The 20352-nt window shown below is 61.4% G+C and carries 20 protein-coding genes; 9 read left to right on the top strand and 11 right to left on the bottom strand.

What is annotated here, in order from left to right; genetic code table 11:
* Positions 1-2: 2 nt before the first annotated feature.
* The 5 genes from nirB to IWY39_RS21665 form a co-directional block, all read right to left on the bottom strand.
* A complete protein-coding gene (gene nirB, locus IWY39_RS21685) occupies positions 3-2510 on the bottom strand; it encodes a nitrite reductase large subunit NirB (RefSeq protein ID WP_107125950.1) in 2508 nt (835 codons plus the stop codon).
* Positions 2511-2713: 203 nt separating this feature from the next.
* On the bottom strand, positions 2714-3934 hold the full coding sequence (locus IWY39_RS21680) for an alginate export family protein (protein ID WP_196871710.1): 1221 nt from the start codon (positions 3932-3934) through the stop codon (positions 2714-2716).
* Positions 3935-4022: 88 nt separating this feature from the next.
* The gene (locus IWY39_RS21675) at positions 4023-5267 is read right to left on the bottom strand and encodes a nitrate/nitrite transporter (RefSeq protein WP_107125952.1); all 1245 of its coding nucleotides are present in this window, start codon (positions 5265-5267) and stop codon (positions 4023-4025) included.
* 215 nt (positions 5268-5482) lie between these two features.
* Positions 5483-6697: an ABC transporter substrate-binding protein gene (locus IWY39_RS21670; protein WP_107125953.1), complete on the bottom strand. Its 1215-nt coding sequence runs from the start codon at positions 6695-6697 to the stop codon at positions 5483-5485.
* On the bottom strand, positions 6694-7275 hold the full coding sequence (locus IWY39_RS21665; RefSeq protein WP_107125954.1) for an ANTAR domain-containing response regulator: 582 nt from the start codon (positions 7273-7275) through the stop codon (positions 6694-6696). Before IWY39_RS21665 ends, IWY39_RS21670 begins: the two co-directional genes overlap by 4 nt.
* Before the next feature lie 374 nt (positions 7276-7649).
* On the opposite strand from IWY39_RS21665, the gene IWY39_RS21660 reads away from it, so the two are divergent.
* The gene (locus IWY39_RS21660) at positions 7650-8684 is read left to right on the top strand and encodes an extracellular catalytic domain type 1 short-chain-length polyhydroxyalkanoate depolymerase (protein WP_229380747.1); all 1035 of its coding nucleotides are present in this window, start codon (positions 7650-7652) and stop codon (positions 8682-8684) included.
* Here the strand turns inward: IWY39_RS21660 and IWY39_RS24500 are convergent.
* Positions 8649-8984: a hypothetical protein gene (locus IWY39_RS24500; RefSeq protein WP_229380752.1), complete on the bottom strand. Its 336-nt coding sequence runs from the start codon at positions 8982-8984 to the stop codon at positions 8649-8651. The genes IWY39_RS21660 and IWY39_RS24500 overlap by 36 nt on opposite strands.
* Between IWY39_RS24500 and IWY39_RS24495 the strand changes: the two genes are divergently transcribed.
* From IWY39_RS24495 to IWY39_RS21635, 6 genes are all read left to right on the top strand, one after another.
* Positions 8874-9344 (top strand): PAS domain-containing protein, encoded by a 471-nt coding sequence (locus IWY39_RS24495; RefSeq protein WP_261376074.1) that lies wholly within the window; start codon positions 8874-8876, stop codon positions 9342-9344. The genes IWY39_RS24500 and IWY39_RS24495 overlap by 111 nt on opposite strands.
* Complete coding sequence (locus IWY39_RS21655) at positions 9317-10327, top strand: helix-turn-helix transcriptional regulator (protein WP_229380750.1); 1011 nt, start codon at positions 9317-9319, stop codon at positions 10325-10327. The genes IWY39_RS24495 and IWY39_RS21655 overlap by 28 nt, the downstream gene beginning before the upstream one ends.
* Before the next feature lie 118 nt (positions 10328-10445).
* Positions 10446-10631, top strand: a complete 186-nt coding sequence (locus IWY39_RS21650; RefSeq protein ID WP_107125991.1) for a CsbD family protein — start codon at positions 10446-10448, stop codon at positions 10629-10631.
* Positions 10632-10680: 49 nt separating this feature from the next.
* Entirely contained in the window at positions 10681-11541 is an 861-nt protein-coding gene (locus tag IWY39_RS21645) for a hypothetical protein (RefSeq protein ID WP_229380748.1), read from the top strand.
* A gap of 38 nt (positions 11542-11579) precedes the next feature.
* Positions 11580-11834 carry a CsbD family protein gene (locus IWY39_RS21640; protein ID WP_019052781.1) on the top strand — a complete coding sequence of 85 codons (255 nt, stop codon included), beginning with the start codon at positions 11580-11582 and terminating at the stop codon, positions 11832-11834.
* Between the two features lie 29 nt (positions 11835-11863).
* A complete protein-coding gene (locus IWY39_RS21635; protein ID WP_107125992.1) occupies positions 11864-12007 on the top strand; it encodes an entericidin A/B family lipoprotein in 144 nt (47 codons plus the stop codon).
* Between the two features lie 99 nt (positions 12008-12106).
* Here the strand turns inward: IWY39_RS21635 and IWY39_RS21630 are convergent, their stop codons facing one another.
* Together IWY39_RS21630 and IWY39_RS21625 are read right to left on the bottom strand one after the other, a co-directional pair.
* On the bottom strand, positions 12107-12280 hold the full coding sequence (locus IWY39_RS21630) for a hypothetical protein (protein ID WP_165418769.1): 174 nt from the start codon (positions 12278-12280) through the stop codon (positions 12107-12109).
* A 338-nt stretch (positions 12281-12618) separates the two neighbouring features.
* Positions 12619-13437: a TorF family putative porin gene (locus tag IWY39_RS21625; RefSeq protein ID WP_107125957.1), complete on the bottom strand. Its 819-nt coding sequence runs from the start codon at positions 13435-13437 to the stop codon at positions 12619-12621.
* 104 nt (positions 13438-13541) lie between these two features.
* Here IWY39_RS21625 and IWY39_RS21620 point away from each other — a divergent pair, with 104 nt between their 5' ends.
* Both IWY39_RS21620 and IWY39_RS21615 read left to right on the top strand, forming a co-directional pair.
* A complete protein-coding gene (locus tag IWY39_RS21620) occupies positions 13542-13802 on the top strand; it encodes a hypothetical protein (protein ID WP_145169825.1) in 261 nt (86 codons plus the stop codon).
* Positions 13803-14119: 317 nt separating this feature from the next.
* Entirely contained in the window at positions 14120-16018 is a 1899-nt protein-coding gene (locus tag IWY39_RS21615; protein WP_107125959.1) for a potassium transporter Kup, read from the top strand.
* Positions 16019-16366: 348 nt separating this feature from the next.
* Here the strand turns inward: IWY39_RS21615 and IWY39_RS21610 are convergent, their stop codons facing one another.
* Genes IWY39_RS21610 through kdpC form a run of 3 tightly spaced genes read right to left on the bottom strand, consistent with a single transcriptional unit; the run spans position 16367 to position 20348 of the window.
* Entirely contained in the window at positions 16367-17095 is a 729-nt protein-coding gene (locus IWY39_RS21610) for a response regulator (RefSeq protein ID WP_107125960.1), read from the bottom strand.
* On the bottom strand, positions 17092-19761 hold the full coding sequence (locus tag IWY39_RS21605; protein ID WP_107125961.1) for a sensor histidine kinase: 2670 nt from the start codon (positions 19759-19761) through the stop codon (positions 17092-17094). The genes IWY39_RS21610 and IWY39_RS21605 overlap by 4 nt, the downstream gene beginning before the upstream one ends.
* Complete coding sequence (gene kdpC / locus IWY39_RS21600; protein ID WP_107125962.1) at positions 19761-20348, bottom strand: potassium-transporting ATPase subunit KdpC; 588 nt, start codon at positions 20346-20348, stop codon at positions 19761-19763. Before kdpC ends, IWY39_RS21605 begins: the two co-directional genes overlap by 1 nt.
* Between the last annotated feature and the right edge of the window lie 4 nt (positions 20349-20352).

Here is a 20352-nt window from a genome sequence, read left to right as displayed (position 1 = left end):
TCTCACTCCGCCGCGATGGAAATGGGGCTTAGGGGCTGGTGCAGGTCGCTATGGACGCCGGCGGCACGCTCCGCCCACGGATCATCCTGCATGAACTGCTGCGAAAACAGGAAGCGGGCGCGCAGCGCCTCGCGCCCGGCATCGTCCTCGACGATGCGCTGCTTTACATAGGCGATGCCAACCCGCTCGATCCACGGCGCGGTGCGCTCCAGATAGCGGGCTTCCTCGCGATACAACTGGGTGAAGGCGGCGCAATAATCGAGCGCTTCCTGTTCGGTCGCGACCTTACACAACAGGTCGGTGACGCGAACATGGATGCCGCCATTGCCGCCGACATGGAGTTCATAGCCTGAATCCACGCAGACGATGCCGAAATCCTTGATCGTTGCTTCGGCGCAATTGCGGGGGCAACCCGACACCGCGATCTTGAATTTGTGCGGCATCCACGACCCCCAGGTCATCCGCTCGGTCTTGACGCCTAGGCCGGTAGAATCCTGCGTGCCAAAGCGGCACCATTCGGACCCGACACAGGTTTTGACGGTGCGCAGCGACTTGCCATAGGCATGGCCGGACACCATGCCTGCCGCGTTCAAGTCCGCCCAGACGGCGGGCAGGTCCTCCTTCCTGATGCCGAAAATATCGAGCCGCTGGCCGCCGGTCACTTTGACCATCGGCGCGTCGTATTTTTCGACTACATCGGCGATCGCGCGCAATTCGCGCGGGTTGGTGAGGCCGCCCCACATGCGCGGGACGACCGAATATGTGCCGTCCTTCTGGATATTGGCGTGCATCCGTTCATTGACGAAACGGCTTTGCTGGTCATCGACATAAACTCCCGGCAGCGCGCACAGCAGATAATAATTGAGCGCCGGGCGGCACGACGAGCAGCCGTCGGGCGTCGACCAATGCAGCTTCTGCATCACTTCGGGGATCGAGCGCATATCCTGCGCCACGATTTCACGGCGGACATCGTCATGGCTGAAGCTCGTGCATTTGCACATCGTTTTGGGACCGGACTGCACCTCATCACCCAGCGTCAGCGCAAGGATATTTTCGACAATGCCGGTGCAACTGCCGCAACTGGCCGATGCCTTGCACCCTGCGCGGACCGCATCCAGGCTGCACGCGCCCTTTTCGATGCAGGCGACGACCTGGCCCTTGGAAACGCCGTTGCAGCCGCAAATCTCGGCATCGTCCGAGAGCGCTGCAACGGCCGCCTTAGGGTCCAGCGCGCCCCCTCCGGAGGCGAAGGCTTGGCCGAAGATCAGCAGGTCGCGAATATCGGCGACATTTTCGCCGCGCTTCAACAGATCGAAATACCAGCCGCCGTCCGCCGTATCGCCATAGAGAACCGCGCTCACGACCTTGTCGTCCTTCACCACGACACGCTTATATATGCCGCGCGATGCGTCGCGCAGGACAATGTCCTCGCACCCTTCGCCGCCGGAAAAGTCGCCCGCGGAAAAGACGTCCAGACCCGCAACCTTCAGCTTGGTCGACGTGACGCTGCCCCTGTAGCCGCTGTGCCGGTCGGTCAGGCCATCGGCCAAGGCGCGGCACATATCCCACAGCGGCGCGACCAGGCCATAGACATTGCCGTCATGTTCGACGCACTCGCCCACAGCCAATATGGCGGTATCGCTGGTGACCATATGGTCGTCCACCTTGATGCCGCGCCCGACATCCAACCCCGCATCGCGCGCCAGCGCGACCGACGGGCGAATGCCTACCGCCATTACGACCAGGCTGGCGGGGATTTGCGTACCATCCTTCAGGCGCACGCCCTCGACCTTGCCATCACCGTATATTTCGGCTGTGTCGGCACCAGTCAGGATCGTCTGGCCCCGCCCTTCCAACGCACTCTTGAGCAGCCAGGCCGCCGCTTCGTCGAGTTGCCGTTCCATCAGCGTGGGCATGATGTGCAGCACCGTCACCTTCATGCCGCGCAGGGTCAGGCCGTGCGCCGCTTCCAGCCCCAGCAGACCACCGCCGATGACCACGGCGTCACCGCCGCGATTGGCGGCATCCAGCATCGCATCGACATCCTTCATGTCGCGGAAACTGATGACGCCGGGCAGATCCTTACCGGGCACCGGGATGATGAACGGGTCGGACCCCGTGGCAATCAACAGCCGGTCATAGCCGATGGTGCGACCTGACAGGCTGGTAACGGTCTTGCGCGCACGGTCGATCGCCGACACCGGATCGGACGTGATCAGGGTGATGCCATGATCGTCATACCAGGCGCGGTCATTGATGATGATGTCCTGAAACGTCTTTTCTCCCGCCAACACCGGGGACAGCATGATCCGGTTATAGTTCACATGCGGTTCGGCGCCGAAGATGGTGACGCGGTAGCGCGCCGGGTCACGCGCCAGCAATTCCTCGACCGCCCTGCACCCGGCCATGCCATTCCCGACCACCACCAGATGTTCGCGCACATCTTCCATCGGGACGCCGATGTCGTCCCCGCTGTCCGTCACCGGACTTGAACCGCCCTGAAATTCCATCCTCGTCACTCCGGAAAACAAAAAAGCCGCCATCCTGACCCCCGGTAAGAACCGAAAGTCAGGATGGCGGCTTTGCCATCATATGCGCCTTGCCGATCCGCCTGTGGACCGCTTCGGCTATGGTAGGAAGGGCAGCATCGCCCTCTTGCGTTGCACCATAAACGGAATCGCCGATACGCTCAAGCGATTCCGTTCATGATCGATCAATAGGACCAATCAGCCTGAAGCCACAATTTCTGCGTATCGCTCGCCATGGCCTTTGCATCATAGCGGGCGTAGCGGACGGACCACGCCGTCTTCTTCATCTTCGCAGATGCAATAAGGTTGATCTCGTCGCCATAATGCTGGTCCAGCCGGTCGCTGTCGAACCGATGCCAAACGGCCATCAACGCCGCACCGGAAAAAGGGCCTAGCTGCTTCCAGCCATAGCCAGCGCCGACATAGATGTCGCGAATGCCGTTGCCTGGCGTTGTGAGGAATTTGTCAGCCCAGCCCTGAAATTTGAAATTGGTACCAAGCGGTGTCTGGAAACTGGTCAACGCAGCGCCGCTACTCGCGCCCAGGACTTCGTAACCAGCGTTGAGTTTCCAGCCCTTCACGTCCAGCGTCGCATCGGCCAGCCAATAATCCGCGCTGTAATTATTGGGGTTGGCGTGATGGTCGGCCTGCCTGGCGTAGCTCAGCTGATAGGAGAGTTTCGCCGCCTTGGACAAAGGCTGCGTCCCTGCCAGCCGCACACCATAAGTCTGGCTCGACAGACGGAATGCCTGCACCGCCGCTTCATCCTGATCGACCAGATAGGCAAAGCCGCTCAGCGTCCCGACCGGCGTGACGTAGGACAGGTTGGCGAAGATATTGTCGCCGCTCACCGCCTGCTGCCGCGCGCCCTTGCCCTGGAAACCCCAGATGGTGCGCACGCTCCACGCATAGGACAGGTCCAGTTTCAGCCCCTTGGCCGGGGTCAGTTCCATCCGCATCGCGTCGAATGTCTGGCCATTGTTACGGAACGCGACATTGCCGACAAACCGTTCGTCGTCCAGCGCGATCCGCTGCCGACCGCCGGTCAGCGTGACCAGCTTGGTCTTGTACTGAAGCTGGGCGATATAAAGCGCGACATTCTCTGGATCGGCTATGATCGGCCGCGTCGCCGCCCCGTTCAGCCCATCATAATATCTGTCGACCACCGCCAGATTGCCCTGCCCGATGACTGTTGCGCTCAGCGCGCCGCTGGTCGCGACCAGCCCGGCACGGGCGCGGATGGTCAACGCGTCGGACTTGTCTATTGTCAACCCTTCCTGATCGGCATGTTCGTAACGCAGGCGTGCTTCGGCCACCGGCTTGATCCCGATGTCCTGGGCCTGGGCCGCGGACATGACGGTCCCTGCGGCGGCCGATATGGCCGCCGTCGCAATCATATATTTCATGGATGTCATCCCCCCTCGGATGATGGTGCGACCAGTATAAGGGGGCGGCCTTCCATGAAGGTCCGCCCCCTCCCCTCCAAACGTCAGCTCAGATGCGGGCGCCCGTGCTCCAGGTCGCGCGCCACCGGGCCTTGACCAGCGCCAGCCCAGCAAAGGCGATGACCGCCAGCCCCGCAAAGATCAGGAAACCGGCCGAAAAGCTGCCGGTCAGTTGCTTGGCAAAGCCCAGCGAACTGGCGAGATAGAAGCCGCCAATGCCGCCTGCCATGCCGACCAGGCCGGTCATCACGCCGATTTCCGCCTGAAACCGCTGCGGCACCAACTGGAACACCGACCCGTTGCCCGTGCCGAGCGCCAGCATGGCGATGACGAACAGGCCCAGCGCAGCGCCCAGCGTGGTGGCGAAGGCAACCCCCGCCAGTGCAATCGCGGCGACGATATAGACCATCATCAGCGCCTTGACGCCGCCAATCCTGTCAGCCAGCGCGCCACCGAGCGGACGGACCAGCGATCCGGCGAACACGCAGCCTGCAGTGCAATAGCCCGCCATCACCGGGGTCAGGCCGAACTGGTCGGTGAAGTAGATCGGCAGGCTGGCGGCAAGGCCGACGAACCCGCCGAAAGTGACGGCATAGAAGGCCATCAGCAGCCAGGCGTCGGCCTGTTTGAGCGGCTGGAAATAATCGACCATCTTCTTGGCCGGGGGCGCATTGGGCGCGTCCTTCGCCATGATCATGTAGATGACAAAGACGATGCTGAGCGGGATGCAGGCAAGGCCCAGCACAGCGTTCCAGCCGAACAATTTGGCCAGGCCCGGCGCGAACAAGGCGGCCAGCACGGTACCTGAATTGCCCATGCCGGCCAGACCCATCGCCTTGCCCTGATGTTCGGCGGGATACCAACGGCTGGCGAGCGGCAGCGCGATCGCGAAGCTTGCTCCGGCAAAACCCAGCACTACGCCCAGCGCCAGCGTGCCTTCAAAGCTGTTGATGCCCAGCGCCCAGGCGGTGAACAGGCCGATGATGACAATGACCTGGCTGATCGCGCCAGACAATTTCGGGCCGATCCGGTCGACCAGCAGGCCGTTGACCACGCGCAGCAGCGCCCCCATCAGCGTCGGCGTGGCGACCATCAGCCCCTTTTCAGCGGGCGTCAGCATCAGCGTCTTGGCGATCATCGGGGCTAGCGGCCCCAACAGCACCCACACCATGAAGGCCAGGTCAAAATAGAGAAATGCCGCGATCAGGGTCGGCGTGTGGCCGGCCTTCCAGAAGCTGGTCGTGGCGACGGGTTGCTGCCCTTCGCCCTTCCGGTCCCAATATGCAGTTGCCATGATAGGTCACCCCCAGGTTCGAAAATGAACAAAAAAAAGCCGCAGGCCGGACATTTCCCGATGGGACGTCCGGTCAGCGGCTTTGCTGTGTGATAGATCGGAATGGCGGTCCCGACCTTGGGATGACGCATTCCTGTTCAACGCGCATCGTCGCGCGGTTACAATCTTATCTCGCGATTCGCGTCATGTTGCAAGGCACAATTTTTCGCCGGAAATCAACGCAGCGGCGCAAAACCGCTCAGAAATTCGTCGATTCGTTCGGGGTCGAACACCCGCTTGTCAAAGAAGCTGTCCGGCCCCAGCGTCAGCTCGCCCCGGCGCGATCCGACCGCCAGCGGTGCGGCGACCGCCCCTTCCAGCTTCATGCTGGCGCCGGGCATCGGAACATTGCTGTCGGCCAGCGCGCGGCGGAATATGTCGGGGCGGAACACGGCCCCGGCCCGCGCTGCCATATCCGGATCATGATCGACCATGCCCCAGCGCACCAATTGGGAATAGATCCACAACGCCTGACTGCGCCAGGGAAAGGGCGTTGCTTCCCGCCCGAACAGCATGAAATCGGGACTGACGATCGAGGGTTCGCCAGCCCGCGCGACAAGCGTGCCGGAGAGGGCGCGATTGATCAGATAGGCGGGCTGGTCGACATAATCGGGTCGGGCCAACAAATGCGTGAGGTCGTCGCGGTGCGCTGGATCATCGCACCATGCCGCCGCCCGCACCAGCGCGCGCAGCAGTCGGTCGACTGTTTGCGGATTCTCCTCCAGCCAGGATTCGCGGAAAGCCAGCACCTTTTCGACGCCGCGCCGCCAGATACGTTCACCGATCGCCACGGTTTCAGCGAGGCCCGCTTCCACCGCCGCGCTGCCCCACGGTTCGCCCGCGATGAAACCGTCTATCTCGCCCGCGTGCATCGCCTCGACCGTCAGTGACGGCGGCAGCACGCGCAGCACGACATCGCGATCCGGGTCCACGCCCGCGCTCGCCAGCCAATAGCGCAGCATGATCGCGTGGCTCGAAAAGCGGTGGACGACGCCAATCACCGGCTTGCGCCGCCACAGGCCGATCGCAGCGGCAAAATCATGCGCGGTGCCCAGCGGATCGGCCAGACGGCTGGCGATAGCCGGCTCCAGCGCCTTGGCGAAATCGCAGGCCATGACCAGCATATTGCCGTTGACGTTCAGCTTATAGGGCGCGGCCAGAGCGGCGGGCTGCTGGCTCAGCCCCAACGTCACCGCTACGGCCAGCGGCGCTAGCATATGCGCGGCCTGCACCTGGCCAAAGACCAGCCGGTCGCGCAGCGTCGCCCAACTGGTCGTGCGCACGAGATCAAGGGCAATCCCCTCCTCCTCGGCAAAACCCCGCTCCCGCGCCGCCACCAAAACGGCGGCATCGGTCAGCGGCAGGAAGGCGATGCGCAGCCCTGTCGTCATAGTCCCCCTCCCAACAGGTCGCTGGCGGTAATCAGCGCCTGCGCCACTTCCACGATTTTCTTGCCCTGATTCATCGCTGCGGTCCGCAGCAGCGCATAGGCATCCTGCTCGCTCAGCGACCGCTGGTTCATCAGGATGGACTTGGCGCGGTCGATGATCTTGCGGTCGGACAGCGCGCTGCGCGCCTCTTCCAGTTCGCTCTGGATCTTGGCAAAGGCGTTGAAGCGCCGCACCGCCAGTTCCAGCACCGGCTTGACCCGCTCCTTGCGCAATCCGTCAACCACATAGGCCGACACGCCCGCATCGATCGCCGCGCCGATCATCGCCTCGTCAGACTGGTCCACGAACATGGCGATCGGCCTGGCGAGCGCACGGCTGACCGTCAGCATCTCCTCCAGAGCATCGCGACTGGGGCTGCCAAGGTCCATCAGAACCACATCGGGGGCCATGCGTTCGAGGCGCGCGACAAAGCCGCCGCGCGGCGGGACGATATGAATATCGTCATAGCCCGCTTCGTGCAGCCCCTCTTCGAGGACGCTGGCCCGCAGCCCGCTGTCATCAATGATCACGATTCGCATGGAGCTGACTCGCCGGACATGGAGACGGCAGGTCGGGCAATGGCAAGGCCAGGTCAAGAGGAGAAGCCACGGGTGCGCAGCTTGACTTCACCATACTAGAATATAACGTTATCTCATATCTAATCAGAGACGTGTGTCGCGAGCGGCGGCTTTGTTCTTTTGCCACGCCCTGGCGGCTTCCCGTCATTCAGCGGTCATTCGCATCCCCAGATATGGAAAGTCCACTTTCCCGGCGGCTCACGAGCACCAGCCGCCGTTCTTCTACACGATCAACGAAGCTCAACGACCAACAATGATGATAGAGGCAAAATTTTAATCAGGATCAATGCCGGCCGCTGGTCGTTGACGAAATACAGTTAAATTCGGGGGCGTTTATGGCCGATCTTGTGAAGACCTTTTTCAAGGCCGCTCGATTGGCGCGCAAGGGACGCCCGATCTCTGCGGCCCTGGCGATGAGCGATAGCGTCACCCCGTCGGTTCGCCCGGCTCGCAAGCGGGCCAAGAAGGCCAAGCAAGCCTCGCCACGGAAGACGGTGCCGGTCTTGCCCCGCCCCGCACCGGGCAGCTTCATCACGCAAGAGTTCCGCTGCAAGCACGGTACGTTGGCTTATAAGTTTTACACACCGCACGGTTCGGCTCGTCGACGCATGCCGCTCGTGGTGATGCTGCACGGCTGCTCGCAATCGGCTGCGGATTTCGCTGCCGGAACGGGCATGAACGCGCTCGCCGACGAACTTGGTTTCCTCGTGCTGTATCCCCAGCAGTCTCAGCGCGCGAACCTGGCGCGCTGCTGGAACTGGCACAATCCCGCTCATCAAAAACGCGGTCGCGGAGAACCGGCGGTCATCGCCGCCCTCACCCGCCACGCAATGGCCCTTGGCCGTGCCAATCCGGCCCGCATCTATGTTGCCGGGCTGTCGGCAGGCGGTGCAGAGGCGGCCATCCTCGCAGCAGCCTATCCTGACATCTTTGTCGCAGTTGGCATCCATTCAGGCGTGGCGCATGAGGATGTCCAGTCCCTGCAAGGCGCGATTGCCGCCATGCGCGGCGATACGCGGCCTCGTCCGACGGGAAAGGTCCGGCGGCCTTTGCCGACGATCGTGTTCCATGGCGACCATGATCGCGTGGTACACCCTTCCAATGCCGGCGCGTTTCTGCGCGATCTTGAACGCTCCAACCCTGGCCAACTTGTCACTAAATCCGTGTCTGGCCGTTCACAAGGCGGCCGGGAATTTACGCGCAGGATCCATAGATCAATGGCCGGCACCGTGCTGCTTGAGGACTGGACGGTCCATGGTGGGGGCCATGGATGGTCGGGAGGACGCGGCGGCTCCTTCACCGATCCGGCAGGGCCTGATGCATCCAGGGCCATGCTAGACTTCTTCCTTGCCATTCGACGCAGGCCTTAAAATGACGTTTTTCTGCCGATTATCACCCAAATTTCTGTCACCAAATGCAGTCCTTCCGCTTAGCTGGACCGGAGCGTGCGCGCCGACGATCTCTACATTCCATTCAGGAAAGTGCGGCTTGTTCGCTGGAGGCTTTGCGGGCTTGTTCAGTTCGATTGGAATCCATGCATGACCAATGTTCAACCCTCCATCGATCTCGATCGTCTCAGGCACATTATCGGCAGCCTGAGCGAAGGCGTAATCCTGGTAGATGCCAACCAGGCCATCATATGGGCGAACGAGGCAGCGCTTCGGATGCACGGTGTCGATGACCTGAGCGGCCTTGGAAAGGATGTCGACGATTACAGGGAGCGCTCCAGTTGCGGTATCGCAACAAGCATAGACTGGGAGAAGGCGATTATCCGATCGACCGCGTCATTGCTGGAGAAGCCTTTGATGAGGTCATCGTGGAAGTCATCCCGCGAGATGAGGAGGAGCCGCGATGGATCCACCAGATCCGCAGCCTTATCCTCACCGATGGGGACGGCAATCCTGACCTTCTCGTGCTTGTCATCCAGGATGTGTCGCTGCGTTTCGAGGCGGAGCAGCGCTTTGAACAGACATTCAACGTCAATCCTGCGCCTGCCGTCATCATGCGGCTGGCCGACCAGCGCTATGTGAAGGTCAATCAGGGCTTTGTGGATCTCACGGGTTATCAGAAGGATGAGGTCCTTGGTCGCAGCCTCTACGAAATCGATATCCTCAAGGACGCGGAAAAGCTCGACGCGGCCAAGGACAGGCTGCGCGAAGGGCGGACCGTCCCGCAAATGCAGGCGGATATCGAGCTGCCCGACGGCGGACGCAAGCTGGTGATCGTTGCCGGACAACCCGTCGAACTGGATGACGAGCCATGCATGCTCTTTTCCTTCGCAGATCTTGAGCCGCGCAGGCAGGCGGAGAACGAATTGCGGCACAGCGAGGAGCGGTTCGTCACGACGTTCCGTCTGGCACCGATAGCGATGGCGATCACGACCTGCGACGAGGGCACATTATGTGACACCAACGACGCTTTCCACCAGCTTACCGGCTGGTCATCGGACGAGGCCATGGGCAAGACCATGCAGGCGCTCAATCTGTGGAAGGACGCGACCTTCCTGGACACAGCTTCAGAAGAGCTGAACGAACGGACGGCCTTTCGCGGCAAGGATGCAACGGTGCGCACCCAGGAAGGCGGCTTGACGGAATGCCTCGTCTCGGCCGCCTCCATCTCGCTGCGGCGGGACACCTGCATCTTGTGGGTCATCCAGGACATTCATCAACGGCGTCATAGCGAACTGGAACTGATCGGGGCGATTGAAGCGGTGATGAAGGACACCAATTGGTTCAGTCGAACCGTCGTCGAAAAGCTTGCCAATTTGCGAGCGCCGCATGGCGCCCCTCGCCCGGTCGAGACCAGTGAACTTACGCGGCGGGAGAAGGAAGTGCTCAGCCGCTTGTGCGAAGGCGGTGATGACACGGTCATTGCCAGGGAGATGGGTGTTTCGCGCAACACGCTCCGCAACCATGTGGCACGCGTCTATGCCAAGATTGGGGTCAACCGACGTGCCCAGGCCGTGTTGTGGGCGCGGGAGCGCGGCTATCCGCTCAAGCTGCCAATAAACTGACTTATTGGTGCAGAACTACTATACGATTTGGTATTTGCGTATCTGCCACGCCTAGGTTGCCCACCCTATTTCTCCATCATCGGCGCCGCTTTGGCGCGCCATGACGATGGAGGATCATATGAACGAGAACCGGATCAAGGGCGATGTGCGCCAGGTGAAGGGATCGATCAAGGAAGCGATCGGCAAGATCACCGGCGACCGTAAAACGCAGGCGGAAGGCGCTGCGGAAAAGATGAGCGGCAAGGCGCAGGCGAGCGCGGCCGAAACGATCGAGGCCGCCATCAAAACGCTGAAGAACAAGTAAGCGCCGCTCCCATTTCCCTCCCCCAATGATCAAAGAACAGGAGGCTTCCATGGCAACGACCATGAACGATCCGCATTTCGACGTCCGCGTCACCCCGCGCATGAGCTGGTCGGCGCTGCTCGTCGGCACCGTTGTCGCACTCTCGATCGAATTGATGCTGGGCTTGCTGGGTGCAGGCATCGGTTTTTCGAGCCTGGATCCAGCTGGCAATGATGGACCCAGCGCGGGCAGCCTGGGTATCGGCGCCATCATCTGGTGGACGCTGAGCACGGTGATAGCGCTGGGCGCAGGCGCCTTCGTCGCCGCGACAATCTCTCATACACGGCGTCCTATTGACGGCGTCCTGCACGGCATCGCCATTTGGGGTCTGACCCTGCTGCTGACCTTCTACCTGCTCAGCTCCGCGATCGGCGGCCTGGTGGGTGGCGCATTCCGTACTGTGGGTAGCCTCGCCACCGCAGCAACGACCGGCGCGAGCGTGATTACGCCCACCGTGGCCAAGGCCGCAGGCATCGACAAGGCGGATATCGATGCGCAGGTCAGCGCATTGCTGGACGACGCCCCCGATAACCCCGCACAGATGACGCCAGAGCAGAGCCGCAAGGCGATCGTCGCCGAACTCCCCGGCATGGCGCGCGGCGGCGCGGAGGGCCAGGAAGCGGAAAATCGCATCGCGGCGATTATCGCGGTCCAGCAAAAGATCAGAGAAAGTGATGCCCGCGCCAAAGTGGAAAAAGCCCGGCAGGACTTTCTCTCCGCCAAGAGGAGTGCCGTAGACACCGCGATCGACGCAGGAACGAAGGGTGCAGACTATGCTGCAGGTACCGCTTTCGCAGTGTTTCTCATCATGCTGCTCGGTGCGGGCACGGCCGCAGCGGGGGGTGTCGTCGCGACCCGGCGTAACCTCTGACCGATCCAACCATCCTTAAATCTGACTGGAGCATAATCATGAACAAGCACGACATAATGGGCACCATCAAGGACAAGGCCGGCGCACTGGAAGAGGGCTTCGGCACTCTGACCGGGGACAAGGCAACCCAGCGACGCGGGCAGGCCCGCCAGCTTGAAGGGCAGGCGGAAGCGTTGCTGGGGACAGTGATCGACGAGGCCCGTGCCTTTTATCGGGCACACCCCGTCGTCAGCCTGCTCGCAATCGGGTCAGCAATGCTCGCCCTCATCCCCGCCCTCAAGGGCAAAGGCTGAAACATCTGATGGGAAGAAAGGACAAGACCATGAAGACGATCACCCTCGCAATGGCGGCACTTGCCGCTCTTGGCCTCACCGCCTGCAACACGGTGGAAGGCGCAGGCAAGGATCTGCAATCCGCCGGTAGCGCCGTAACCCAGGCGTCCGGACAATCAGGGAAGTCCAGATAAGTCCTGATCCGCAAAATGGAGAAAACGGCGCGGGCCACTCGCGCCGTTTTCTCGCTTGCGCGGCCTTAGCCTTTGCCTTTCCATGCAAGGCAATTGGCCCTATCGCCTTTCCCTGGGCTTCGTCATCCCAACGGGCGGCAGCTGATCCAACTTCATCATCAGATCGGCAAATATGTCGTCGCGCGAGACCGGAAAATGGCGTTGAAAGCCCTCGCCCAGCCTCTTTAGGTCCCGCTCGGTCAGGAACCCTATCGACACGATCCTGTCGGACATGATGCACTCTCCTCAGCCCGCCAACAGCTGACGTTCCTGTAAGTGCCAAAGATTCCACATGCGTCATAATCGGATCGGCGAAAGTCTAGGGTCCCGCGCCACGTCAGGCATGGCGATCGGTTGTACCGATGCGTTGTTTAACCGGGCGATTTTCTACAGAATATGACAAAACCCGATTATGCATCTCTCGCTGGTCAGCAGGCTGACATTTCAAGCGATGGCCAGACTGGGATCTCATCCTATTCTTCAATCTCAGGTCTGCGGCCTGCCTTTTGCTATCAGGTCTTGCCTATGCTTGAACCCTGGCTCGGCCCCGTATGACCGAGCCAGGGTTCGAGTTAAAATGCCGCGGTCAGGGATGCTACCACGGCGCCATCCGATATAGACCCCCGACCGTCCTGCCCCTTGCTGAAATTGGGTTGCAGCCGGGCTGCTTCGTTCGAGGAGATGTCGGTATCCATATGGGAGATATTGAACGTCAGATTGCGCCAGGTCGTATCCACACCAAATGACCAGTCCCAATATTCGCCCGTGGGCGCCACGCTGGTGCCGTTCGGCCCGAGACCGGGATTGCCATTCGAATAGCCGATATGGGCCTTGGCCGTGAACGGCGTACCGGCGATTCCCGCTGCGCCATCACCCCAAAGATAGAGATTGTCCTGCTTCTGGCCGCGGCTGTCAGGATGATTGGAGACATTGGCCAACGCATATTGCTTGGGCGCGAAGGCCGCGCCAGCCGTCAACGTCACCGGCCCGGTGGTCCCGCTAAGCTTGATGTAAGGTTCGGCAAAATCGGTATCGTCCGCGCCACTGGGATACATGTACCAGGTAAGGCCGACATCCAGCGTGGCGTTGTCGGCCAACGGCACCCGGTAGCCCGCAATGAGATCCAGCTCCATATTGGCGCCGCCAAAGGTGCCCCAGCCAGACAGGTTCGAGGCCCATGTCCCGACATAAAGCCCGCTGTCATGCGTCACAGTCAGGCCGCCCTGGACCGCCATGCCCTTGTCGGTTTGCGAGACCCCACGGAAGCGATAGTCGGACGCCAGGGTCGCCGAACCCGATATCGTCACCGAAGACCCGCCGTCGTCCTGCGCGAATGCGGCAGGGGGAACGAAGCCGAACATGACCATCGGCGCGACAAAAATGAATTTCATGATGCCCTCTTGGAAAATTCCGGGCCGCTCGGCGCGGCTCGGCGAGGAGGGTCAACTAGGCCAGATTGACATTTGATATCGAGAGGAACTGAAGGCCGATCACATTGTATTTTCATTATTTTCCGCAGCAGATGCAGACGACGCCCTGCAAGCTCGGCCGGATTTCCGGTGACGAGCAGATCAGGCCGATCTCGTCATGGCACGCGGGTTGCCCAGCGATCCGAGACCATAACGGGCTCCCACAGCCCGGCACCGACGAACGTCAAAAGCAAGCCGGCACTTGCACCGGCGAAAATGGCGGCGGCAAGCAGGCATTGGAGAGGGGAATCTTCCGCAGAAGCACTAACCCTGACCATATTCTGTAACCAGACGCATGCCATCCAGGCAAACGCCAGAAGTCCTATGCCAGCGACCCTGAGGCCGATCCGCGCACCCAATTTTTCATGCCATGCGACCATGACGAGCACCTCTTTGCAAGAGGCACTCCAAATACGCATCGGCGCATAGGAACTCGAGAGGAGGAAGCGGCATTTTGCATTGAGATTGCGTAGGAATCGACGGGTTTTGAGGCTTGCGCGACGCAATCATATGCAATTCATATGGGAATAGCGAAAAGCCCATATGGAAACATAATGCGGCTTCGTGCGATAGCGGGCCTTCAACGGGGCGAGCAGGGATATTGATGACGGACCAGCCGAGCGAAACGCCCGGTCATGAGGCAGGATCGCATGGCAAGCTCCCTGTCCTGGCGCTGGGCGCGCTGGGCGTGGTCTTTGGCGATATCGGGACTTCGCCAATATATGCGCTCAAGGAGAGCTTTGTAGGCCATCATCGGCTGGCAGTGGATGCAGACCATATATTTGGCGTGCTCTCGCTCATATTCTGGACGATGACGCTGCTCGTCACGGTCAAATATGTTTTCATCGTGATGCGTGCCGACAATAAGGGCGAAGGCGGCAGCATGGCGCTGCTGGCGCTGATTTTGCGCAAGCTGGGCGAAACGAAATGGACGCCGGCCGTGGCGATCCTCGGCGTTCTGGCGACCGCTCTTTTCTATGGTGATGCTATCATCACTCCAGCCATGTCGGTGCTGTCGGCGGTGGAGGGGCTGACGGTCGTGAACAGCGGCTTCGAAGCCTATGTTCTGCCGATCGCAACGGTCATCCTTATCGGCCTGTTCCTCATCCAGAAGCATGGGACGACCAAGGTCGGCTTGCTATTCGGTCCGATCATGGCCCTTTACTTTCTGGTTCTGGCCATTTTGGGGGTGATCAATCTCAGCAGCCATCCCTCGATCATCGGCATCATCAACCCTTATTGGGCCATGCATTTTTTCCTCATTGATCCAAAGCTTGCCTTTCTGGCGCTGGGATCGGTGGTGCTGGCGGTGACCGGGGCGGAAGCGCTCTATGCCGACATGGGGCATTTCGGGCGAAAGGCGATCAGCATCTCCTGGCTGTACGCCGCTTTCCCATGCCTGCTGCTCAATTATATAGGTCAAGGCGCGCTGCTGCTCGACGATCCCGCAGCGGCGGCCAATCCCTTCTTCCTGCTGGCGCCGGAATGGGCGCGCCTGCCTCTGGTGATCCTCGCAACCATGGCGACCGTGATCGCCAGCCAAGCAGTGATCTCCGGCGCCTTCTCGGTCACTCAGCAGGCCGTCCAACTGGGCTTCCTGCCCCGCATACGCATAGCGCATACCAGCGCATCGGCGGCGGGCCAGATCTACGTGCCGCTGGTCAACTGGGCATTGCTGGCTCTCGTGCTGCTGCTCGTGATCGGCTTCCAGTCGTCGAGCATTCTCGCCGCGGCCTACGGCATTGCCGTTACCGGCACGATGGTCATTACATCCTGCATGATGGGGGTGCTGACTTTCAATGTCTGGCGCTGGAACCCGCTGCTTGCGGGCGCTACGACCGGGATTTTCCTGCTGATCGACGGCGCCTATTTTGCGTCGAATGCGACCAAGATTCCCGATGGTGGCTGGTTCCCCCTGCTGGTAGCAGCCATCGTCTTCGTGGCGCTCACCACCTGGTCAAAGGGCCGCGCCATCATGTATCATTATATGAAAGAGGGCGCCATGGAGGTGCCTTTGTTCATCCAGTCCATATCCCATTCGCTCAAGCGCGTGCCTGGAACCGCCATCTTCCTGTCGTCGCGGGTCGAAGGCGTGCCGCCGGCGCTGCTGCACAATGTGAAGCATAACAAGATATTGCATGAGCGCGTCATCATCCTGACGGTATTGACCGAGGGCGTCCCGCATCTGCCGCTCGTGGGCCGTAGCGAGGTGACAGACTGGGGCGAAGGCTTCTATCGCATCGTCTGGCGCCATGGTTTCATGGAGGATGTGGATGTGCCGGCAGCGATGAAGTCGGTGGAAGGCTGTGGCGGCCCGATCAACATCAGCAGCACCAGCTATTTCCTGAGCCGCCAGACCCTGATCGCATCCGCGCGCCCCGGCATGGCACCCTGGCGTGAGAAGCTGTTCGCGTGGATGATGCGCAACGCCGAAACGCCGATGGAGTTTTTCAAGCTGCCGACCAACCGGGTGGTGGAACTCGGCTCTCAGGTCGAAATCTGAGCCAATATTCGAGCCAAGTCAGAAGCCGCGCAGCCGTGCTGATCGCGAACACCATGTAACCCGCGCCCTGCCCCCAAGCCAAGACTGGCATGCGGCGAAGTTGCCTGTGGGTCTTTTCTATGAGGGAGGACCGGTCGAGCACCGCCGATACGCTCCGGGGCATTTGCATAGGAACGGGAGAAGGATTGGAGACGAAAAGCCCAGCATTTTGGCTGTGCGCTACGCCGCATATGGAAATTGCTACGCAGCGCCGCGTTTCGTCGTCTCTAAATCAAATGTCCGATTGCGCTAGGCCCGGCTCATGACCTTCCGCCAGACCATGATCGATATTGCGATCCGCGCGGCTGTTCATGCGTCGCTGGGCGCGAACTCCTCGGTTTCGCCTTCGACATTGAAGCGCAGGCGATAGCCGATCCCCAATTCATTGCCGATGATCCGTGGCCGCTGGGGATCGGTTTCCAGCTTCTGTCGCAACGTGCGGACCAGCACACGCAGATATTCGACATGATGCTCCCGCTCATTGGGCCAGACATGCGCCATGATCTGCTCATGCGTAATGACGCGGCCGGGGAATTTGGCGAGTTGCACCAGCACGGCATATTCCTTAGGCGTCAGGTGCACTTCCTTGCCCGCCTTGAGCACGGTGCGGGCAAGCAGGTCGATTTCCACGTCCCCGGCCCGCACCAGCGCCATGCCGCTATCCTTGGTCATGCGATTGCGCAACGCCACGCGCACGCGGGCCAGCAATTCCTCCGTATCGAAGGGTTTGGTGAGGTAATCGTCCGCCCCCAGGTCCAGCGCCGTCACCTTCTGGTCGGTCGCGTCGCGGGCGGACACGATGATGAGCGTCGTATCGGACTGCTGCTTGAACAACGGCACCAGTTCCAGCCCGTCCCGGTCGGGTAAACCCAGATCCAGAAGGCTGATGTCTGGGCGTTCGTTCTTAAGCATTTCCAGCGCCTCTCGCGCATTCTCCGCTTCGACGGTCGCATAGTCGGCGCGCGACAGCGCGACCTGGATCAGCTTGCGGATATGCGGTTCGTCATCGACGATCAGCACCTTGTGACGGATTTTCATATGATATCCTCGTGCGGAAGCTCGGTGATGATCAGCGCGTGCGGGATGATGATAGTGAAGCAGGCGCCGAACGGGTCAGGATTATTGGTCGCAGACACGCTCAGGCCCATCGCTTCGGCGAAACCCTTGACGATTGCGAGGCCAAGGCCGGTGCCATGCTTGACGCGATCCGACCCTTCCAGCCGTGTAAAGGTATCGAACACCCGGCTTTCCGCACCCGATGGGATGCCCGGCCCTTCGTCCAGCACGGACAAGGTGATCGCATCGGGCAGGCGCCGTCCGCGAACGATGACAGGGGTACCCGGATCGCCATAGCGCCCGGCATTGTCGAGCAGGTTGATGAGGCAGTGGTGCAGCAGCGTTGGGTCCACCCGCACCAGCGGAATGTCGGGCAGGATGTCTACCTTCACCTCATGCCCGATCAGGGACTTGCGCGTGTCATGAACCGCGCCGGCCACAGCGTCGAAAAGGTCGGTCGGTTCCACCTTGAGCGGCAGTGCGCCCGCCTCTACCCGCGCCATGTCGAGCAGATTGGCGACGAAGCGATTGAGCCGTTGGGCCTCAGCATCCACCGTGTCGACCAGTTCGGACGGATGTTGCCGCTTCAATTCATGCATGGCGGAGATGATGGTGGTAAGCGGCGTGCGCAGGTCGTGGCTTACCGACGAGAGCAGCGCTGAGCGTAGCCGGTCGCGCTCGCGAATTTGCCGCGCGTCCAGCATTTCCTCTTCGAGTGCCATGCGATCGAAAGCGATGGACGCCTGATCGAGCAGGCTCATGAGCAAAGGTATCTGGTCGGACCGCAGCGGCGCGCCGGCATCCTCACGCGCCAGGCCCAGCACGCCCAGCACGCCCCTGGTCGTGCGCAGCGGATGAAAAAGCCAGTCGGATGCGGTCAGCGTGGACGAACCGCGCCCTGCGGGCTGTTCATTGTCCATCGCCCATTGCGCGGCGGCCCTCTCAATCTGTTCCAGCCGGTCTTCGGGCGGGAAAGCCGCACGCAGTTCAGGACCATCGCGCGACGGCAGAAGCAGCACAGTGCGAACCGACAGCAGGCGCGACACTTCAGCGCAGATGGTCTGCATCAGCTCTTCCTGGCTGGCCGATACCGTCAACTGGCGCGAGAAGCCAGCAAGCGCCGCGTTCTGGCGCGCACTCGACTGGGCAAGATCCGCCTGTGCCCGGACGCGTGCGGCGAACTGGCTGGTCACGATAGCGACACCCAATAACACCAGAATGCTGATGACATTTTCGGGATTGTTGACAGTCAGCGTGCCGGTGGGCGGCAGGAAGAAGAAATTATAGGCGAGGCTGGACAGCAGCCCGGAAAACAGGCCTGCACGCAGGCCGAAACTGGCCGCAGCGAACATCACGGGGATCAGGTAGAGCAAGGCGATATTGCCCAGATCGATGATCTCTATCAGGAGCCGACCAAGCGCCGTCATGCCCATGATCATCAGCGTCGACCAGACATAGTCGATCGGCTGGCCCCAACCCTGCCCGACCATCTGGGCCAGGCTGCGCGGGCCGCGGCCCGGATCGTCGCCGGGCAGCACGTGGATGGCAACATCGCCGACCTCGCGCACCAGCTTGTCGACCACGGAGCCATGGCGCAGTTCAAACCACCAGGAGCGCGTCGACTTGCCGATCACGATCTGGGTCGCGCGTGCGTCGCCGAGATAGTGCCGCAGCCCCTCCACTACCGATGGCGCGGGAATAGTCGCTGTCGTCGCGCCCAGCCGGGAAGCAAGCGCCATGGTGTCGGCCAGTTGCTCGCGTTCCTGCGCTGTGAAGGCCAGGCTGCGCTGCGTTTCAATATGCACTGCCGCCCAGGGGGCCTTGAGCGCGTCAGCCAGCCGCTTGGCAGCGCGTACCAACCCCTGCGCGCTCGGCACTTCGCTGATCGCGACAAGGATGCGCTCGCCCGCCGCGAAGCTGCCCGCGAGTGCATGGGCGCGGACATAGTCGAGCATCTGCGCATCGACCGCCTGCGCGGCACGGCGCAGCGCCATCTCGCGCAGCGCCGTCAGATTGGACTTGGAAAAGAAATGGCCGAGCGCCCGCGTCGCTTCCTGCGGGATATAGACCTTGCCGTCTTTCAACCGTTCGATCAGTTCGTCGGGCGGGATGTCCACCACCTCGATCTCGGCCATCTCCAGAATCGAGTCCGGTACCGTCTCTCGTACCCGAACGCGGGTGAAGGAGGCGACGACGTCGTTCAGGCTCTCCACATGCTGGATATTGACGGTAGAGTAGACATCGATACCGGCATCGAGCAGTTCCTCGACATCCTGATAGCGTTTGGGGTGGCGGCTGCCGGTCGCGTTGGTGTGGGCAAGTTCATCGACCAGAACGAGCGCTGGCCGCCGTTCCAATATGGCGTCGATGTCCATCTCGCCCAGCCGATGACCCATATGGTCGATAGAGCGTCGGGGAATGATCTCATGCCCCACGAGCAACGCCTCGGTCTCCTTGCGACCGTGGGTCTCCACGACGCCAACCACGACATCGATTCCGGCCTTGCGCCGCTGCATCCCGTCGGTCAGCATTTCATACGTCTTGCCCACGCCGGGCGCCGCGCCAAGAAATATCTTGAGGCGGCCACGACCTTCCTGCGCCGCCTGACGCAGGAAGGCTTCGGGATCTCGGCGATCAGGATCGTTCATTAGCGCTTGGTAGCGCCGATCTGGTCCAGGCGTCGATTGATTTCCAGCACATTGACCCGCGGTTCGCCAAGGATGCCGAACAGCGGCTGTTGGATTCCGGCTTCAACCAGCGCACGAACCTTCGCGATTTCGATTCCGCGAACCCGCGCGATCCGCTCTACCTGATAATAGGCGGCCTCTGGGCTGATGTCGGGATCCAGGCCCGATCCGGATGCCGTCACCAGATCGACGGGGATCGGCTTGCCCGGATTGGCCTTGGCCAGCGTTTCGCTATCCGCCTTCACCCGGTCCACCAGCGCCGCGCTTGTCGGGCCAAGGTTCGAGCCGGAGGAAGCGAGACCGTTGTAGCCATCGCCAGCGGCAGAAGGGCGCGAGCTGAAATAGCGGGCGGACGCGAAGCCTTGCCCGATCAGCGTCGAACCCACGACCTTGCCATCCTGCTCGATCAGACTGCCATTGGCCTGAGCGGGGAACAACATCTGGCCGATGCCGGTCAGCGCCATCGGATAGGCCAGACCGAGTAGAATGGCGAAGAGGATCGTCATGACCAGCGCGGGCCGAAGTGATGTGATTATGTCCTTGTTCATGTTC

This window comes from Sphingobium sp. JAI105, assembly GCF_015752145.1.
In the GTDB taxonomy this organism is placed as follows: domain Bacteria; phylum Pseudomonadota; class Alphaproteobacteria; order Sphingomonadales; family Sphingomonadaceae; genus Sphingobium; species Sphingobium xenophagum.
The sequence above is the reverse complement of the archived record's forward strand: the minus strand, read 5'-3'. Positions and strand labels throughout refer to the sequence as shown.

Coding starts and splice junctions, on each gene's coding strand:
- nirB (WP_107125950.1), bottom strand. CDS start 2,510: ATGGAATTTCAGGGCGGTTCAAGTCCGGTGACGGACAGCGGGGACGAC.
- IWY39_RS21680 (WP_196871710.1), bottom strand. CDS start 3,934: ATGAAATATATGATTGCGACGGCGGCCATATCGGCCGCCGCAGGGACC.
- IWY39_RS21675 (WP_107125952.1), bottom strand. CDS start 5,267: ATGGCAACTGCATATTGGGACCGGAAGGGCGAAGGGCAGCAACCCGTC.
- IWY39_RS21670 (WP_107125953.1), bottom strand. CDS start 6,697: ATGACGACAGGGCTGCGCATCGCCTTCCTGCCGCTGACCGATGCCGCC.
- IWY39_RS21665 (WP_107125954.1), bottom strand. CDS start 7,275: ATGCGAATCGTGATCATTGATGACAGCGGGCTGCGGGCCAGCGTCCTC.
- IWY39_RS21660 (WP_229380747.1), top strand. CDS start 7,650: ATGGCCGATCTTGTGAAGACCTTTTTCAAGGCCGCTCGATTGGCGCGC.
- IWY39_RS21655 (WP_229380750.1), top strand. CDS start 9,317: ATGCGGCTGGCCGACCAGCGCTATGTGAAGGTCAATCAGGGCTTTGTG.
- IWY39_RS21650 (WP_107125991.1), top strand. CDS start 10,446: ATGAACGAGAACCGGATCAAGGGCGATGTGCGCCAGGTGAAGGGATCG.
- IWY39_RS21645 (WP_229380748.1), top strand. CDS start 10,681: ATGGCAACGACCATGAACGATCCGCATTTCGACGTCCGCGTCACCCCG.
- IWY39_RS21640 (WP_019052781.1), top strand. CDS start 11,580: ATGAACAAGCACGACATAATGGGCACCATCAAGGACAAGGCCGGCGCA.
- IWY39_RS21635 (WP_107125992.1), top strand. CDS start 11,864: ATGAAGACGATCACCCTCGCAATGGCGGCACTTGCCGCTCTTGGCCTC.
- IWY39_RS21630 (WP_165418769.1), bottom strand. CDS start 12,280: ATGTCCGACAGGATCGTGTCGATAGGGTTCCTGACCGAGCGGGACCTA.
- IWY39_RS21625 (WP_107125957.1), bottom strand. CDS start 13,437: ATGAAATTCATTTTTGTCGCGCCGATGGTCATGTTCGGCTTCGTTCCC.
- IWY39_RS21615 (WP_107125959.1), top strand. CDS start 14,120: ATGACGGACCAGCCGAGCGAAACGCCCGGTCATGAGGCAGGATCGCAT.
- IWY39_RS21610 (WP_107125960.1), bottom strand. CDS start 17,095: ATGAAAATCCGTCACAAGGTGCTGATCGTCGATGACGAACCGCATATC.
- IWY39_RS21605 (WP_107125961.1), bottom strand. CDS start 19,761: ATGAACGATCCTGATCGCCGAGATCCCGAAGCCTTCCTGCGTCAGGCG.
- kdpC (WP_107125962.1), bottom strand. CDS start 20,348: ATGAACAAGGACATAATCACATCACTTCGGCCCGCGCTGGTCATGACG.